An 18,003-nucleotide genomic window follows, 5' to 3' on the forward strand; every position below is an offset into this window, starting at 1 on the left:
GTTTTGGATCGGAGACGCTTTTTTAATCACTTTCTTTTCCTAGAAACTTGGAGTAGGCTTGAATAATGGGAAATGCGATAGCTTCCTGTGGAGCATATTTAAAATAGCGGAGGAAGTTTAACAAAAGGCGCTTTGAAGCTTTAGGTTGAACCGAAATTGTCGAGATTGTCTTTCCCCCTTTAAATCTTTCATCATTATAACCAAAACTTCCAGCATACCAGATTTCATTGATCATCCAGCTGATATTTAGATCTTCGGGATAGTGAAAAGGAATATAAGATTTTGGTAGTCCAATATAATCAACCAAAATTTTATGTAATAAATGTGTCCATTTCAAAATTCCAGCCTTTTTATAAATCTGTTTTAAAGCAATTGAATCAATTGTTTCTGCATGAGCGAAATAGAGTCGAGCGGAATCGCAAAATTGCCTTAGTCCAATTCCAAATCCTAATAAATGCTTTAAAATATGAGAATTTACTTGCAGTAGTTGCATTTCGGATGCGAGTAAATTGACTGGTATGTTGTGAATTAATAATTTTTCATATCTATCGCTATATTTATTGGCAATTTTTCTTAAATATCTTTTTTTTAATGGGCTGCGTATATCAAAAAGCTTTTTGTGATGCTCAATGTGAATATTTTTCCAATAATAGTGGAGGCTGAAGCCTGCTGTATCCTCAAAATCAGGATGGTTTTCTTTGAGGTAATTTCTTGCTTGACTATAATCTTCTTCTTCAAAACACCAATCAACATCGCCGCTGATGCGATGCGTAGGAATGCGGTAATAGGATGCGACACCCTGTCCTTTTTGTAAAATTGGTCGTATGCCATTTTGCGTAAACAATGAAAACTGTTCGGCAATTACTGTATTCATCTTTGCATTATGACGTTCAATCTGGTCCACACGGACAGCCCATTTTAAACGTAGAGATGCTGGCGGTAATTGATCTTCGTTTAAAAATTCGAAACTGTCATAGATAATTCCTTCAACAGTGTGATTATTCGCATATTTTAACATAGTATTCCAATCGTTGTCCGACAAAGGGCTAGTGAGCGAAAGCTTCCCTTCCCCCAAAGGCCGATCCGTAATAACTGAAAAAAAATATCCCTTAGCTGATTGTTCATCTGGTTTTACAAATAGTGGTTATTCCAAATATAATAATTTATAGGTTATACTTAATGAATTTCGCGTAATAATTAAAAGCAATTTAGTGCCAAAAACATTTCCTATTATTGAGATCTTGAGTAGCAAAACATTTTTAAAAAACATCGCTTTTATTTTGCTACATTTACGCAAACTTAAACCTCTTAAGGGAACTTTAATATATTTTAAATGAGTAATTTATGGAGGGAGGGCTTGTCCGTTAACAAGCCACGTTGGGTCATTCTTTTGATAGATATGATCATAGTAGTGGTATCCTTTCTTGCCAGCTATGTGCTCATCTTCAAACATAGGGGCGGCGTTGAGCCGGATGCGTTGCGCATACAACTCATTTTGGTCTCTACCATTTATCTGATCTGCTTTCTTTTACTGGGAACATTTAAGGGGGTTATACATAAAACCGGTCTCCGCGAATTACAACGGATGGTGTTTGCAATTGGACTGGGCTATTTTTCTTCTGTCCTTGTATGTAAGCTACTGGAATGGACGCAGCCTTCTTTCTTGCATGAAGCCTTTCCTTTCTCTGATACCCAGCTGCTTTTTCATGCGCTGATAGCGGGATTTGGAATGACGTTTAGCCGCGTGCTTTACCGGGCATTGTACCATGAGCTGATGTGGGGAGGTAAAGATAATCGTATTCCCGTAATCCTTTTTGGCGCCGGAAATATGGGCAATACCACCTTTCACTTTATCCATACAACATCACGTACCAAATATCGCATTGTGGCCATTATGGACGATAATCCGCATCGTATCGGCAACCGTATTCAAGGGTTTAGAATCCACGATATCAATAAATTGGATAAAGAGTTCGTCAATCGGCATGGGAATGCTGCTGAACTGATTGTTGCTATCGACAATCGCTCGCCTGAGCGCTTAAGTAACGTTTTTAGGCTGGCGGAGCCGATTCCATTAGTCGTCAAAATTATTCCGGATACGGCACGTCTGTTGGCAGGAGAGGTGGCAACCCGCCAGATCCGAAGCTTGCGCATCGAAGATCTACTGGGTCGAAAGGCAATCGATCTGAACAACCCGTCCATTGCGGCAGAGATGAAGGATCAAATTGTATTGGTAACGGGCGGTGCGGGTTCAATTGGTGGTGAACTGGTGCGACAGCTTGCACATACGGATCTCAAACAGCTGATCGTTGTGGACCAGGCAGAATCTGCGCTGTATGATATTCAGCAGGAGCTGAGCGCATCGGCAAATTTTGAGCGCTGTGTGTTTATGGTAGGTAATGTCAGGGATGCGCTATTTATGGAGACGCTGTTCCAGGTTTACCGGCCGACCTATGTCTTTCATGCTGCAGCATATAAACATGTGCCGCTGATGGAGGCCAATCCTTACGAATCGATTCTAACAAATGTATGGGGCTCTTATAATGTGGCACAATTGGCGGATAAGTATGGTGTATCTAAATTTGTGATGGTGTCTACGGATAAAGCCGTGAATCCGACAAATGTGATGGGAGCAACAAAACGTGTGGCTGAAATTGCGATATCTACCGTCAATAGCAACTCCAAAACGAACTTCATCATCACGCGCTTTGGCAATGTATTGGGATCTAACGGTTCGGTCATCCCACTATTTGAAAAGCAGATGCTCAAAGGGGGACCGCTCACCATTACCGATCCAAATATTACCCGTTATTTTATGACCATACCTGAAGCCTGTCAATTGGTGCAGGAAGCCGCAGTAATGGGTAAAGGTGGGGAAATATTTGTCTTTGATATGGGTGAGCCGGTCAAGATCATAGATCTGGCCAAACAGATGATCCGTTTGAAGGGCTACAACTACCCTGAGGATATTGATATTAAGTTTGTCGGTCTGCGCCCGGGCGAGAAAATTTTTGAGGAGCTGCTGGCGAATGGCGAAAACACCGAGAAGACCTATCACGAAAAGATCATGATCGCAAAAGTGAATACACCGGATCTGGACGTACAAAAAGCGAGAGTAGAGCAATTGTGTGCGCTGGCAAAAACAGCTGATCCGAATACCGATAAGATGAAATTGGTGCAGCTGGTGAAAGATATCGTGCCGGAATACCGCTCTCAGAACTCTGTTTTTGAAACATTGGACAAATAGCCATTTCCGAAAAGGAATGGCTTTAATGCGACAGATTTCAGCTATAACAGCATTTAGTGCAACTAGTATTTAAACAGTATCTTTTTTGTAAAGTTCCTCATAGAGTTGAATAATCTTCGTCTGAATTTGCATGATTTCTTCTTCACGTTGTCGTATTTTTTTTAAAATTTCAGCACACTCATCTCTTTCTTTTACTTTACCTTTGTTCCGTTGAGGCAATACATGTTGAGCTAATAACTGTACAGTTGTCAAATTAAATACGCTTGCGATTTGATTTAAGCGAGAGAGCGTAATCGTGGTAACGCCTGTTTCGATCTTTGAAACAGCGGGAGTAGATAAGTTCAATTTTTTGGCAAATTCTTTTTGTTCCCAGCCTTTTTGTATCCGAAGTAATCTAAATGCCTTCCCTATGTTTTTCATGAAAAAAATAATTTATCGGTAACTTATAAAAAATAGCTTTGACCCTGTACAGCTCAAACAGCAATACCTCTGACGCTGATCTTAAAAACTGCAGTCAAATCGCTAGAAAATATAGGTAGGCATCCAATTATAGCCCGCTATTTGTTCAGGATGTTCATTCCAATCGAGATCGGGATGATAATATACGACAGTGCTAAATAATATATGCTTATAACCAAATCCGTAACGATAGGGAACTTTGTGCGCCTTTAAAATGCCGTTCACAACGATCTTTCTTAAAATGGAGTTAATCCGTTCAGCTGTAATATCGAAACTATATTCATTCGAAAAGTCCGCAGCCATTTGATAAATTGTCCGTGGTCGGAAGAAATAATTGGTTGTTTTAGCGACAAATAAGACAAATTCACTTTCTTTTTTCTGCTGCTCTCGTTTCTTTTTATTAATACTATTTTTCTTTTCAAGCTTCTCTTTCATATGTTTAGGAACTGCGCGTTTTAAATTGGAAATAAATACCTCAATTTGCTCACAGCCTTGTTTAGCCACCACCTTTTCTGGTTTGACATAAATCGTGTGCATAGGTTACCACGAACCAGGTATCGTCGATAGGACACTCCGGATCCGAATCTGGATGAGCAAGTACGGTAATTTATAATCTAAGAATAATTTTAAAGATAGTTATAATAACTGAGAGTTATTATATGCTTGATTATTTATTTTGTTAACCAGCTGCTCTTTTTAATACCAGCTTCCTTTTTGAGACCAAAGAATGCTTAATTTAGGCATTATGATTAGCGCTTACGCAAACCGGATCAATTTATACCACTGAAATTGAAGCGCTTATGCCAGGCTTAAAAGTAATGACGAGAAATTGAAAACGGAAATCGTTAAAATACCAGAATATGCTGTAGATTATGTGTGAAAATAACAAAGCCCGATTGTACTATCGGGCTTTAGGTTGAAAGATGATTGTTGATTTAAGATTTTATTAATTACCGGGGTTAGTTAAATTTCTAGACTATACTGTTTTGTCAATTCTCGATATGCTTCTTGTTCATATTTTGTTCCTTTCGCGCTCATTTTAATGATGTATTTTAAGTTAGTTGCGGGTGAGTTAATAAGATCAAACATTTTATGGGGTAAGCCGAGCGGTTTTTCTAACTCTAATATTATTTCTTTAAACAGGTTTAGAAAAAACTCTATCTTCGAAAGGGGGATTAGATTTTTAATATCGTCTGATCCATCTTCGTGAGCATACACTTTATCTCTTTGGTCCTTTATGTTTTTAATTGATTCTTTTTCGAGTGCTAATTTTTCTTCCCATTTACCAATTAGTTCCATAGAAACTTTAAGTTCACTATATTCACCATCCGGCTTTACTTTTTTAATAATTCTTGAGACACTAAACTTTTCCTTTTCATTAAGTAATTTGGCAATCTCAATTATTGTTATTTGCCAATAAATTATTCGAGAATAATAGAAAAAGCTCCTCAATTTTTTTTGATAGTTTAAATCCGCATCATCTTCATCTTTTTGTAAATATGAGACTATTAAATAGGCTTCTTGAGCTTTCAAAGTAATGTTAGATATAGTTGAAATCTCACGCTTTAATTGGTTCTTTCTTTGATCATTCATGGTTTAAATTGAATTAATAATAACGGATTAATGAACTTCTGATACGAAATTAGTACAAATCCATACAATTCCAGGATAAATGTTACAATAATTTAGACTGATCCACTTTCTATACTGAGCGTTGTTAAGTTCTAAACCACTAAAAAAACATAAATTTCAGATAACTGAATTGGGAACATTTTGAGGAGGATCAACTGGCAACGAAGACTCCGTCGCCTACCAAGCAAAAAAAATTAAAGACAGTTCCTATTTTTTGAGCATAAACAGCATGGAACCCGGTGAATGCGGAATTCTTGAGTATAACCCAATGCTTTAAACGATAGCAACGCAATAATAGCTTGTTTTTTCTATTCAAATGAGTCCATCTGGTATACTTAGCAAAAGGTTTCGCAAGCAAATATCATTAGAATTATTTAAAATTATTTTTATCATATTTTGGAATATATTGCTTTATTAGTATATTTGTTTCGTTATACCCTCGCACGCCTCTGCCTCAAGCGCATCTTGCGAGGTTTTTTTTTGCCTAATTTTATGAAATACACCAAGAAAGCTTGTACTATAGATGAGCATTTAAAGATATTAATTAATCGTGGATTAACTATTGATGATACCGATAGAGCAAAAAGGTATTTGGGAAGCTTTAGTTATTATCGTCTAAGCGGCTATATGTTCCATCGAGTATTCGACAATATTTAGTCGTGATGTCTATTATGATGCCTTAAATAGTCAACGTAAAGGGAATTTGTATTTGGTATTGGATTCGGCAAATCAAAAATCTAACCCAACGATAGCCATTACGTTGTTCTCGGAAGTTGCGAAACTACTACCTTGCGGTCTGCATTAAATGGTGCAGCTGATACAGTAGGGATAACAAAAACTACAGAACAATTATTGGCCGTGTTAAAAAATAGAGATTTAAGGTCTGAAGCGCTCCAACTGGCTGAACGGGTGAAGAAATCCAAAAACGGCTATTTGCTGCCTCCTACTGATGCTGCAGCTATCTTTAAGAGCATGACAGATAAATACCATGGTAAAGTCGTTGTTGTGGACTTTTGGGCACAGTGGTGCGGCCCATGCCGCTCCGGTATTGAATCGTCGCAAGGGAAACGCTTAAAACTCAAAGATAATCCGAATTTGGCGTTTTTTTTTGTGACCGACGTCGATGGAACTCCAAATATGGAGTTTTATAAAGATTATATCATTAAAAATAGCATGTTTGAATCCTATCGGGTTTTTGCCGCCCACAGCTGTTACGTATCAACAGATGCAAGGGATCAACTAATTCGGTGTGCAATAATAACTTTACTTTTTAAACCAAAATACTAATTATATTAGTATTTTATATTGTTTGTTCCTATCTTTGTACTGTTAACCAGTTGATAAATAATTATGAGTCCAAGAAGAAGGCGTATAGATGATCCCTTGTGGAAATCTACTTTGGAGCAAACATTTTCCCATTTTCTACGATTTATTTTTCCGGATGCAGATGCTGTTTTTGATTTGAATAGACCCTTTGATTATCTTGACAAAGAGTTTGAGCAATTATTCCCTCCGGAAAGTAACGGTAAGGGAGTTCGTTATGTCGATAAGCTCGTCAAAGTCTATTTAAATGATGGGAGCGAACAGTTTGTGCTCTGCCATGTGGAGATACAGAGCAGCAAAGGAAATGGTGATTTGGCCGAGCGCATGTTTCGCTATTTTTATAGAATATGGGATCGTTATAAAGTTCCTATTACGGCTATAGCTATTCTGGCCGATGAAAATGGAAGCTATCGGCCGGAGGTATATAGGCAAGAATTTATGGGCACTTCATTGCGCTATGATTTTAACAGTTACAAGATCATGGATCAGCAAGAGTCGGTATTGCGGTCAAATAAGAATCCATTTTCTGTTATTGTTCTTACTGCTCTTTTGGCTATCAAGAACAAGAAAATAAGCGACGAAGGCCTGAAAGCGATTAAACACGATCTTTATGATGAAATGATAAGCCGGGAGATGGATAAGGATACGAGACAAGGGTTATATAATTTCCTAACTTACTACGTAAGTTTTGATAATGAGGAAGTTTTGGGTATATTTGAAAAAGAAATAGAAACAAAAATAGGAAGGAGCGATACTATGGGCACTCAAGAATATTTATTAGATAAAGCTGAAAAAAAAGGAATTCAAAAAGGAATTCAGAAAGGAAAGATTGAAGGAAAGATTGAAGGAAAGCGGGAAGAAGCTATTGCCATTGCACTGGAGTTTAAGAAAATGGGTTTACCTATTGCTGATATTGCTAAAGGAACCGGGCTTTCGATCGAAGAAATCGAAAAGCTGTAATCAAATACTTTTAAAATTTATAGATATTTATTTTAAGCCATTTCCGAAAGGGAGTGGCTTTTCATTTTAAAGATGCTATATGCTCAAAAAACTCCCCTTTCGTCGCTGATAAAAGAGGAGAAACTTTATAAATCTAAATTATGAAAAATCTTATCGTTAATAATAAAGCGCCCTAATAAATTAAGGCGCTTCGCTAAATGTTGGTATATTTCAACCGGCTGATCTAATATAGAACTAATTTTTTGAAATTGAAAAATTAAAAATATCTTTTTGCTGTTTGTTTTTCCGTTTTTTGTGAAGAGCCTCTTAGTATAATCCAATTATTGGACGCTCGCCATCACCGTAAAAGTAATCGAAAAGTTGACTTGGTTTGAGGTTAGCGGCAATGCTTAGTCCGAAGGCCTCATATGCGTACAATTGGTCGAACCTTGTTTTAAAAAGCTCACTTAATCTAGTTTCCTTAATAGAGCTTGCTTTACTTAATTCTTTCCTTGAATTTATTAGAGGGGAAAATAAACGGTCTAATTTGTTTGCATTATGATTTAATGACTCTAATTTAGATGCAGTGTGGCCTTTGAAAAATGCCTGACATAGTTTGTCGAAATCATCACCAATTATATGTAACACTTTATAAAAAGAGAGAGCACTAAGTTTCGACGTTTCGTTAATTAGAATATTCTCAATTTTACTATCTATTTCAGAATAATTGAATTTACCTCTAAATTTTTTATCTAAAATTATTTCAATAAAACCTTTGAATGATTTTAAATTAAACTTCTTGTAGTCAGTCATTTGTGTTATTTTTTAATTTTAAATCCGGTTATTTGCTCGTTATTTTGGTTTTATTTACTATATTTGCTTTATAATCAGTAGTCTGATTTAGTCTCAAATATCGAAACGGCAAATTTCAATTGATGCGAGACGTAGGGTTTGCGACCCCCAATGCTTTTTGTATCTTTGCAAAAGAAGGGGCAAGCTCCCCTATTGGAAACTGCATCAGAGCTCTTTGCCGTGCTTGATATTTGGTGGAAGATAGTGGGGCTTGCCTCTTTTATATTTATAAATTTTTGCCCTCTTACTTCCCCTCGAGACTCTTATTGATAATCCAACTATTAAATTATGAGGCAAAAAGAGTCATTAACTACAACAAAGCGGCAGCAGATCAAGGATCAGCTTCGTCAGCTTGCAGTATCATTGCTCATAAAGAACAAATACTGCCCACCTGAATAGCTTCTTAAAAGCTTAAAATCAATAATGGCCAATAGCCCCTGGGTATCGAATGGATATAAAAGCCGTAATGGCCTATTTATTGCATACCAATTGTTGATTTTGCCGGCCTATTTTTTTAGATCCACGCTCTAAAATTGAACAGCCCTCATCTCTTTTATCTTCGCACTTTAAAAGTAAGGGTTTCCGATTTCAAAAGCAAAGATTTGAGAAAAATACTGTTATAGAATTTCTATATAAAAGGTCGGTTTTTTATTTTACCAACGGACGCGGTATCGTCTCTATCAAATTACGTGTAACTGTCCTGCACCGCGCCCGATAACCTATTTCTTATTTTTCCACCGTTGTGATCTGAGCCCATTCAGGTTCCCACAAAAAAGCTGATTTCGGTCGGACAGGGAATGCTATGTGCTATGGTCACAGCTAAAAACTAAACACATGAAAGCCATTTATGAAGATCTCCTGCATCTCGACAGGCCATTCTATGAGATCCATGAAGATAGTTACGATCCATTGAAATGTATCGAAAACTTTTGGGATCATTATTCGCTAGTCACCATACGCGAAAACCTCTACGCATTGGATCTCAAATGCAAAACCTTCGGCGAAGCTACCGAAAGCAAATTGGAGTCTCTACAGCAAACGTTGTTTTTGTCGGATATTTTGCGCGCGCTAATAGCCTATTTCCTGACGCATAGCCGTCAAATTGATACGGGCCAATTAAAACTGTCAGCTCTGGAAGCGAATATGGAGGAACTCCAGCTGACCAAAAAAATCAACGATTTTTTTCAATCTATTAACCAACCAAAACCTTAAGATGATGAAAACAATACTATATAATTTACATAAGGCTTTTAAAAGCAAACGAGCACGAGCGATGCTGCTGTGTTTGGTTTCTATGTTTAGTTTATCTGCCCAAACGCCCCGCCAGGACAGCGGGGCGGATGGGTCTGATCCAGTGCGTCCAGTACTCGTCGGAAATAAATTACCTCAAGATTTCTGGTCCCGAAAAGTGAAAATCTATAATCAAGGGGACACAGCATTCGTAGAACTATCTAAGTACAAAGGCAAATCTTTTATTCTTGACTTTTGGTCTACTACCTGCGGCGCCTGTATCGCTGCTTTTCCAGACTTAGTCGAGCTACAAAAGCAGTTCGGGAAGGAATTAAATATTTTGTTAGTAAACTCCTACGGTAAAAAAGATACTTATCAACGGATACACAATATGCCTAATGATATCCTTCGAACAAATGACCTTACCTCAATATATGCTGATGATTATTTGATTAAGCTGTTTCCGCACGATGTATACCCATTTTATGTTTGGGTAGATGCCAATGAAAGAATAGCGGCAATAACACTAAAAAGATTGATTGGTCGGGCATCTGTTAACTCCTTTCTAAAAAATTATTATCGCTATGACACGAATAATTAGCTCCATCTTGGCAACTCTTTGTTGCTTTACTGTATTTGCTCAGGGTAGGTACAGTGGAAAGGTTATCGACCAGAAGATGCATCCAATTGCTGATGCGAATATTAAATTGGTGGGTTCTGCATCAATTTATCGAACTGATTCATTGGGTAAGTTTGAAATAAGCAGTATAGTTACTCCACTTACGGTCTCCGTCTCAGCAATCGGCTATGAAACCCAAAAGGTCAGCTGGAATAATTATAGTGCAAACTTGATAATTTCGATGCAGACCAAAGAAAATAAACTGAATGAAGTTCAGGTGAACACGGGATATCAAATTATGCCGAAAGAACGGTCCACGGGTAGCTTCGGAGCGGTATCGAATAAAGACTTCAATAAAATCCCGAGCAGAGGGATCTTGGACCGTATAGAAGGTAAAGTTTCCGGACTGCAGTTTGATAGAAGGAGCGGAAAATCGGTGTTAAATATACGGGGGATAAACACCTTTTCTGAAATAGCGGCTCAGCCCCTCATCGTGGTCGATAATTTCCCTTACGATGGTACATTGGATGATCTTAATCCTAATGATGTGGAATCTGTCTCCGTATTGAAGGATGCGGCAGCTTCCAGTATATGGGGATCTCGAGCAGGAAATGGCGTGATCGTCGTGACCACCAAAAAGGGAAAGGTGGGCGGTAAGCCTACTATCAATTTCACAACAACAACAATGGTCAGCAGCAAGCCTGACCTATTCTATAACAAAGTGATCAATAGTAAGGATTTTATCGATGTGGAACGTTTTCTCTTTGATAATAAGTATTACGATGATGCATACAATAGCGCCTACAATCAGACGACGATATTTTCGCCTGTTGTGGATATGTTGTATGCAAATAAAGCGGGGCGCTTGTCGGATATTGATCTGAATACGCGATTGAGGGCGCTAGAGGGTAACGATTATCGAAATGACCTGATGAAATATATTTATCAAGCTGCGGTCAATCAGCAGTACTTTTTGGATATTTCCACAAGTAATGCAACCAATAGAAACCGCTATTCGGTAGGCTATGATCGCGGGACAGGGGATACAAAAGGGGCAAATAATGACCGGTTAACCTTGCGAGCCGTAAACAGCTGGCAATTGGGGCAAAAGTTATCCATAGAGAACACGCTTTCCCTGATCAATGGTCGAGACCGAATTTTCTCTTCAACGCCACGTTATCCTATGGTTCCCAGTGGTGGAAAAAATACGTTATACCCTTATGCTTCATTGGCTGATGGGGAAGGAAACTTCCTGTCGATTCCGAGATTTTATAATTCATCTTTTCTTGAAAGTGCAAATGCTGACGGTCTATTGGACTGGAACTACCGACCTTTAGCGGATCGGGATAAGTCGACTTACAAGGCCTGGAATAGGCACCTTTATTTAAATTTTAACTTGCATTATGACATCCTCCCGTTCTTAAAGGCCGATTTGATATATGGTTATGAGCATAGTAATACCAAATCAGAATCGCTTTCGGGAGAGGATTCTTTTGAGGTGCGGGATTTGATCAATAAGTATACGCGAATTGTCAATGGGGCAAAGTTGTACGATTTTCCATTTGGAGCTATATTGCGCAATGCTGACAATGAGATGCAATCGCATCGTGGAAGGGTACAAGTGAGCTTCAACAAGTCTTTTGGGGGCGACCATGTTTTGAATGCACTGATCGGTACAGAGCTGTATACCAGAAATGCCGACCAGCGCTCTTCGGGATCTTATGGTTACAATGCCGAAGTTCTCAGCCGCAAAAGCATGGATTATAATGCTATCTATCAGCTCTACGGTGGGCTCGGCTACGGGTTTATGACGCCCTTGGATTCGTATGCAGGAACATTATCGAGAACCGTTTCCATGTATTTTAATGGCTTATACGAATATAAGGGGAAATATGGGCTTTCTTTTTCTGCGCGAAAGGATGCCGCGAATTCCTTCGGGACGAATGTCAACAGCCAGTGGAATCCACTATGGTCGGCAGGACTTTCTTGGCAGATAGCAAAGGAAAAATTTATGAAAGAGACCGATTGGATAGATCATCTTAAACTGCGGTCAACCTTCGGTTACGGTGGTGTACAACCTTATGGGGCACTCAATAAAACTGTAATCGGCTACGTCGGTAATTCAAATTACAGCAATTTGCCTTATGCTCTGATTGGAAGCCCGCCAAACCCGGGACTCAAATGGGAAACGGTACGTACCTTAAATTTCGGAATGGACTTTTCAATCTATGGTGGAAAATTAATGGCTAATCTAGATTATTACCGGAAGAAGTCTTTTGACCTACTTTCTGATGATCCCTTAGATCCGACTTCGGGTTATTCGCTGTTGACAAAAAATGTAGGTCAAATAGCAACGCATGGCATTGATTTAACGCTCGCCTCAAGCGGTAGGTTCGGAAAAGGCTACTGGCAATCTTCCATTAATTTTTCCTATAGCAAAAATAAAGTGACTGATTATAGAGGGACAATCGGAGCGACAAGCTTGTATCTGGATGGGGGACAGACGCTGATGCCGCTATTGGGTAAATCTCTGTACCCTGTTTTCTCTTATAAATCCGCTGGGCTGGATCCGGTCAATGGCGATCCAAGGGGATATAAAAATGGCGACATATCGAAAGATTATCAGACCCTGACGACAGATTCACTGCAATACCTAAATTATCATGGCACTGCCTTACCTCCAATATACGGAGCATGGAATAATACCATAGGTTATGGCAAGTTTTACCTAGATTTTAGTCTACTCTTTAAATTTGGCCACTATTTTAAGAAGAAATCCATTGTCTATGGTAGTCTATTTGACTCTTGGGATGGACACGCTGATTTTGCCAAGAGATGGCAGCAGCCAGGGGACGAATTGACGACAACAGTTCCATCGATGCAATACCCCAACGATAGTTATCGCGATCTGTTTTATCAGCATTCTACCAATAATATCGTCAAAGGTGATCTCATTAGGGTACAAAATATTAGACTCGGCTACAACTTTGGCCTAAACGACAAAAAGATCAAAGGCCAACTTTACATTGGAGCAAATAACGTGGGATTGATCTGGCGGAAGAATAAGGAAAATCTCGATCCTGATTATTTGGATTTGCCTGCGCCGCGCGTAATTTCAGTTGGTGGGAATATTAATTTTTAATACTTGTGTCATGAAACAATATATTTACAAACTACTCCTAGTAAGCCTATTTTGTATGGCTTCCTGTACTAAATTTCTAGAGGATAAAACAAATAAAACAAGCACAGTGCCATCCACATTGGAGGATATGCAGGCACTCCTTGATGCAGGTAATCAGCTCAATTTGGGGAGTTACCCTTTTTTGCTCGAAGCTTGTACAGATGATTTTTTCGTTTCGGACGCTGGTTACAATAGGCTTTACAATTTTGAACAACAAGTGTATACCTTTCAAAATCCAGCGCTCTATGGAACAGTTGAAAACATGGTTGTGTGGCGCAACGCGTATAAGGCTATTGCTGTAACAAATACGGTGCTGGATGGACTTCCTGATATTAAAATTTTGAAAGGACTTGATCCTTCTAACATCAAAGGACAGGCGCTTTTTCATCGGGCATTGATGCATTTTACTCTTTTGCAGCTATATGCTGCGCCTTTTGATCAGAAAGGTGATAATAATGGGGCTGGCATACCGCTCAAGTTGACTGCTGATATCAATGACAAAACCAAGCGGTCAACAGTCGGGGAATGTTATCGTTCGGTTATTGAAGATTTGGAACAAGCGAGTGACTTGCTGCCACATGAACTGGGTATACTGACAAGACCCAACAGGATTTCAGCCTTTGCTGCACTTTCACGCGTGTATTTGGCGATGGAAGATTATGTGCAAGCAAAAAATTATGCGGATAAGGTATTGGGCAGTTATAAGACTTTGATGGATCTCAATACAATGAATGTCGATGCAGCTTATCCTTATCCAGCGATGAATGCTGAAACGTTATTTTTTGCATACTCAAACGGCTCGACCATGTTTATTGGGAGTCGAGGGTCGTACTTGACAATGGATTTACTTCAACTATATGAAGCGCATGACTTGCGACTTCGGGCAAACTATAAAAAAGGAACAGATGGCTTCTCTACATTTAAAGGGCAGTATATGGGAACGGGGGCAGGGCTCTTTTTTGTAGGTATGACGACTTCTGAAGTATTATTAAATGCCGCTGAATGTAACGCACGATTGGGAAATGTTACCAGCGCATTGGAACAGTTAAATTATCTGTTGCAAAATCGGATTGAGAAGCAATTCTTTGTGCCTGTAACAGAAACTAACTCAGAAGCTTTGTTGAAAATAATAATTAGGGAGCGGCGTAAAGAGTTGGTTCGTAGAGGGCTAAGGTGGTCGGATTTGAGACGGTTGAATAAAGACGAACGTTTTAAAAAGGAAATTGTCCGTGAGGTAACCGTTGACGGTAAAACTGAACAATTCAAACTCTTGCCGAATAGCAGCGGTTACATTTTTAATATTCCAGCTGAGGTTAAAAATATGACCGGTATGGAATAATCATAAGAAAATAGCGAAGGGTAGTTCCTTCGCTAATTTCTTTGAGCTATAGCTTGAATTAAAACGGCCTGAAATCGGTGACAGTTTCATTCGGTGTTTTACTACTGTTGGCAGTGCTGATGCGAAGGGCGATCGTTGTTGGGGTAGATGATCCCGGCGGGGTAACCAGCGCCGTCATATCGGGTTGTGATGGATTTGATGGATTTGCAGGTGCATTGATCTGGCAGATGGTCTCGCTTCGTGTTCCGCATTCATCACTTGGTCCCAGGCTGTATTTGCTGGGGTCCGTAGGAGAGTCTGAGGATGTGCCATGGTATGACCACACCTGATTCGCCGCTACTGTCTTTACTTCTTGTTCTCCTTTAACTTCTTTTTCACTTTTAATACTTTGCGCATTCGCGCTGAATGAAATTCCTAACGCCATCACACCAATACTCATGGTGCTGATGAATCTTTTTACTAATGTTCTCATGTTTTTGTTTTTATATGGTTATACTTTTGCTTATCCTTATTATCCTCCTGGATCGGCCGTGGAGTGATTACTATTGACCGGCCGGGCATCTCCCTGTCCTCCGATCTGTTGTCTTATACCAAAGTTAGCGCAGTGATCAGCCATAGATGTATGACTTTTGGGGAGCTCGATGTATGGTTTTTTGTGCGATGGCGCCCGGTCTCTTCTTTGAGGTTGTATTTCTATTACTGAATGGTAGCGCTCATTTTTGGGACGAGAGGTTTAATTTCAGGGGTGAATGTCGAATATGGGAGGATCTGCCTGCAGCTGCTAAGGACTAGGTTCCCGAAAAAAAAGGTTTTCAAACTGTAAAGAATGAAAACCTTTGGAATGGTAAGATCTTAACCTGATAAATTCTTTAGATTAAATCATTGGGATCACCATCTAAATTTCTATCATATCTCGCACGTACACGTCGGGCACGCTCGCGCTCCGCAGCAAATTCGTCTGTCTTTGATCCCGGGCTATAAAATGTATCTTCATTAAAATGTGGATGTTGATAAAAATCGTGGTCATATACACCAGATCCTACCGTAAATCCGACATCACCTGTTCCCTCATAAATATGGCGAATTGATAACTCAGTATCCGGATCCAGGTAATTTTCACGGTACGCCGGTAGTCTGGTCAGACGGTCGGGAGTAACCGGTACCACCACGACTTCACCATCATCGGCCGGATTATAGCGATAGTCTGTAGCAGGTTCCACGGGATCGATTTCATCTACCGTTAGTATGCCGCTGCGTTCGATGGGCTCCACGGTACCCGTGTCATCATTACTCGCCTGTATACGCTTCCCGTCATAAAGTGCAGCTACGCCAATGGGCACCAATATCTTTTTGTCGTCTTCTATAGGTAAATCTGCATCTTTCAGGTCAACAATAATATAGCGCACTTGTTGGCTTTGAGGGTCAAAAAGGAGGTCATCTACCTCACCTAGCGATTGTCCGGCCTGATTTTTTACTTTCCAGCCTCTAATATCTGGTTCACCATCAACGATTTCATAATCGCTTCCTCCTAATTCGATCAAATGGTTGTATTTTTTTTCTTCTAATGCCATGTCTTTAAATTTTTGAGTTCAAAACTTTAGGTTTCTATTTATTGCGAAAAACCACGATCTCTACATTTCGGTTTTGATTTTTTCCGCTTGCGCTTGCATTGTCAGCCACAGGAGCATTTTCTCCACGTGAATGTACGCTTACTTTGCTTTGGTCAATTCCACCTTGACTAACCAACCAGTCCTTCACGGCAGTAGCACGTTCCATGCCCAGTTGCTTGTTGTGGGATGCCGTGCCTGTAGAATCCGTATTCCCAAATACGCCTACGTAGGCACCTTGAAAGTCTTTATTCAAAGCCGACGAAATTTGTTTAAGTTTCGCTTCGGAATTGCTTTGTATGGCGCTTTGGTCAGTGGCAAATAATATATTTTCGCCAAGCGAGTAAATGGTATAGCCATCACTGGAGCGTACGCGAATATCTTTGTCCGTGATATTCGGGTCCGAAGATTCAGCACTATTGAAATCTACTGAATTCCAGCTCGGTTCCGTTGTTGCAAGGGTATCTCCGACCATATCGCCCTGATCCGTTACCATGCCGGTGCTGTCCCTGCCATCAACGACATCGGATGCACTGTTATTACGATTTACAAAAAACAAGATTATTGCCAACGCAATAAGTGCGAGCAGAAGCCAAAGCCACCATGGTGCTCCGCTTTTAGGTTTTACTTCTAAATGTGCCATATAGATTTTATTTTTTTTAGGAGAACACCTAAAATCTATCTTCCGTTTTAAAAGTTTTTTTACGGCACATACAAAATAGGGGCTACCGCTAAACTTAAGGGAGGATGTAAGACGGATGGAAGATAAAAATTTACATTAAAAATTTGATTTTCAAATATAAGTGTTTTCTTCACATTATCTAGGCAAAACCGGGTTTTGCTTAGATACGGGATTATTAATAACCAACTTATAACCAATGTCTAGTATTGAGAATATAATTTTATGTATCGAACTAGGGGGCACGCACTGTTCGGCCGATCAGTTGTTGCGACCGATTGGCAGAAGATTATTGCTTTTTCTTTCAGATGACTTTCTTGCTTTTATCACAGAGGGTAACACTACATGACTAGCATTATCTTTTGTTGGTTTTTCTATCTGCTTTAGCAATAATTTTATAATGTTGTTACTTAGTTCCTCCAAGGGCTGACGTATGGCGGTGATCGTAAAGGCTACTTTAGGGTCAACAGCTAATTTTTCCATCGTCTCTTGGTAATTTAATAATCGTTCATGCATTTGGCTTTGTGTAGATTCGAGTGTAACAAATCCAATCTGACGAAACCCTTATCATATAGATGCATACAAGCTTCAATCATTGCTTCCTTGTTGTTGGTTCCGACAAAATCCACACCTTCGACCGGATCCCGGTCAAATAGAACAATTGGGATATGTTCATCCATGTATCCATTATCGTTCAAAGCTATTCGAATCTACCGGCATTGTTGTTGAAAAAGATGTAGTTTACTGCATCAAAGAAAAAAGCGTGTCCAGAAGAAATCGGCAAGGTCGTAAAGAGATTCAATGTACTTCATAATCTTTTCTGGGGACATCATGGGGTCGAAGCTTTCTCTGTCAAGATGCATCAGGTCAACTTCGTGATTAGCTTTTGTTTTTCG

17 protein-coding genes are annotated in these 18,003 nt (G+C 39.4%); 7 read left to right on the forward strand and 10 right to left on the reverse strand.

Features of this window, described 5'->3' with window-relative positions:
* Positions 1 to 22: 22 nt before the first annotated feature.
* Positions 23 to 1,075 carry a nucleotidyltransferase family protein gene (locus tag VXM68_RS06180; RefSeq protein WP_367210761.1) on the reverse strand — a complete coding sequence of 351 codons (1,053 nt, stop codon included), beginning with the start codon at positions 1,073 to 1,075 and terminating at the stop codon, positions 23 to 25.
* A gap of 258 nt (positions 1,076 to 1,333) precedes the next feature.
* Between VXM68_RS06180 and VXM68_RS06185 the strand changes: the two genes are divergently transcribed.
* Complete coding sequence (locus VXM68_RS06185) at positions 1,334 to 3,247, forward strand: polysaccharide biosynthesis protein (protein ID WP_367210762.1); 1,914 nt, start codon at positions 1,334 to 1,336, stop codon at positions 3,245 to 3,247.
* Between the two features lie 69 nt (positions 3,248 to 3,316).
* Here the strand turns inward: VXM68_RS06185 and VXM68_RS06190 are convergent, their stop codons facing one another.
* The 3 genes from VXM68_RS06190 to VXM68_RS06200 all read right to left on the reverse strand — a co-directional run bounded on the left by VXM68_RS06190 (position 3,317) and on the right by VXM68_RS06200 (position 5,299).
* Positions 3,317 to 3,667, reverse strand: a complete 351-nt coding sequence (locus VXM68_RS06190) for a helix-turn-helix domain-containing protein (RefSeq protein WP_367210763.1) — start codon at positions 3,665 to 3,667, stop codon at positions 3,317 to 3,319.
* A 102-nt stretch (positions 3,668 to 3,769) separates the two neighbouring features.
* Entirely contained in the window at positions 3,770 to 4,243 is a 474-nt protein-coding gene (locus VXM68_RS06195) for a hypothetical protein (RefSeq protein WP_367210764.1), read from the reverse strand.
* Between the two features lie 426 nt (positions 4,244 to 4,669).
* Positions 4,670 to 5,299, reverse strand: a complete 630-nt coding sequence (locus VXM68_RS06200) for a hypothetical protein (RefSeq protein ID WP_367210765.1) — start codon at positions 5,297 to 5,299, stop codon at positions 4,670 to 4,672.
* Between the two features lie 828 nt (positions 5,300 to 6,127).
* Between VXM68_RS06200 and VXM68_RS06205 the strand changes: the two genes are divergently transcribed.
* A complete protein-coding gene (locus VXM68_RS06205) occupies positions 6,128 to 6,625 on the forward strand; it encodes a TlpA family protein disulfide reductase (protein ID WP_367210766.1) in 498 nt (165 codons plus the stop codon).
* Positions 6,626 to 6,688: 63 nt separating this feature from the next.
* A complete protein-coding gene (locus VXM68_RS06210; protein WP_367210767.1) occupies positions 6,689 to 7,621 on the forward strand; it encodes an Rpn family recombination-promoting nuclease/putative transposase in 933 nt (310 codons plus the stop codon).
* A 306-nt stretch (positions 7,622 to 7,927) separates the two neighbouring features.
* Here VXM68_RS06210 and VXM68_RS06215 read toward each other — a convergent pair whose 3' ends face one another.
* On the reverse strand, positions 7,928 to 8,413 hold the full coding sequence (locus tag VXM68_RS06215; RefSeq protein ID WP_294346609.1) for a hypothetical protein: 486 nt from the start codon (positions 8,411 to 8,413) through the stop codon (positions 7,928 to 7,930).
* A gap of 873 nt (positions 8,414 to 9,286) precedes the next feature.
* On the opposite strand from VXM68_RS06215, the gene VXM68_RS06220 reads away from it, so the two are divergent.
* The 4 genes from VXM68_RS06220 to VXM68_RS06235 are packed head-to-tail and all read left to right on the forward strand — an operon-like array spanning position 9,287 to position 14,821.
* Positions 9,287 to 9,664, forward strand: a complete 378-nt coding sequence (locus tag VXM68_RS06220; protein ID WP_367210768.1) for a hypothetical protein — start codon at positions 9,287 to 9,289, stop codon at positions 9,662 to 9,664.
* Between the two features lies 1 nt (position 9,665).
* Positions 9,666 to 10,283: a TlpA family protein disulfide reductase gene (locus VXM68_RS06225; RefSeq protein WP_367210769.1), complete on the forward strand. Its 618-nt coding sequence runs from the start codon at positions 9,666 to 9,668 to the stop codon at positions 10,281 to 10,283.
* The gene (locus VXM68_RS06230; RefSeq protein WP_367210770.1) at positions 10,267 to 13,443 is read left to right on the forward strand and encodes a SusC/RagA family TonB-linked outer membrane protein; all 3,177 of its coding nucleotides are present in this window, start codon (positions 10,267 to 10,269) and stop codon (positions 13,441 to 13,443) included. Before VXM68_RS06225 ends, VXM68_RS06230 begins: the two co-directional genes overlap by 17 nt.
* Positions 13,444 to 13,453: 10 nt before the next feature.
* The gene (locus VXM68_RS06235; RefSeq protein ID WP_293956119.1) at positions 13,454 to 14,821 is read left to right on the forward strand and encodes a RagB/SusD family nutrient uptake outer membrane protein; all 1,368 of its coding nucleotides are present in this window, start codon (positions 13,454 to 13,456) and stop codon (positions 14,819 to 14,821) included.
* Positions 14,822 to 14,879: 58 nt separating this feature from the next.
* Here VXM68_RS06235 and VXM68_RS06240 read toward each other — a convergent pair whose 3' ends face one another.
* The 5 genes from VXM68_RS06240 to VXM68_RS06260 form a co-directional block, all read right to left on the reverse strand.
* The gene (locus VXM68_RS06240) at positions 14,880 to 15,293 is read right to left on the reverse strand and encodes a hypothetical protein (RefSeq protein WP_367210771.1); all 414 of its coding nucleotides are present in this window, start codon (positions 15,291 to 15,293) and stop codon (positions 14,880 to 14,882) included.
* 397 nt (positions 15,294 to 15,690) lie between these two features.
* Positions 15,691 to 16,392 carry a PRC-barrel domain-containing protein gene (locus tag VXM68_RS06245; RefSeq protein WP_367210772.1) on the reverse strand — a complete coding sequence of 234 codons (702 nt, stop codon included), beginning with the start codon at positions 16,390 to 16,392 and terminating at the stop codon, positions 15,691 to 15,693.
* 34 nt (positions 16,393 to 16,426) lie between these two features.
* The gene (locus VXM68_RS06250; protein WP_367210773.1) at positions 16,427 to 17,071 is read right to left on the reverse strand and encodes an OmpA family protein; all 645 of its coding nucleotides are present in this window, start codon (positions 17,069 to 17,071) and stop codon (positions 16,427 to 16,429) included.
* Positions 17,072 to 17,368: 297 nt separating this feature from the next.
* Positions 17,369 to 17,590, reverse strand: a complete 222-nt coding sequence (locus VXM68_RS06255; protein WP_367210774.1) for a hypothetical protein — start codon at positions 17,588 to 17,590, stop codon at positions 17,369 to 17,371.
* A gap of 14 nt (positions 17,591 to 17,604) precedes the next feature.
* The gene (locus VXM68_RS06260) at positions 17,605 to 17,787 is read right to left on the reverse strand and encodes a hypothetical protein (RefSeq protein ID WP_293956114.1); all 183 of its coding nucleotides are present in this window, start codon (positions 17,785 to 17,787) and stop codon (positions 17,605 to 17,607) included.
* Positions 17,788 to 18,003 lie beyond the last annotated feature (216 nt).

Origin of the sequence: Sphingobacterium sp. R2, assembly GCF_040760075.1 — a bacterium.
GTDB lineage: Bacteria > Bacteroidota > Bacteroidia > Sphingobacteriales > Sphingobacteriaceae > Sphingobacterium.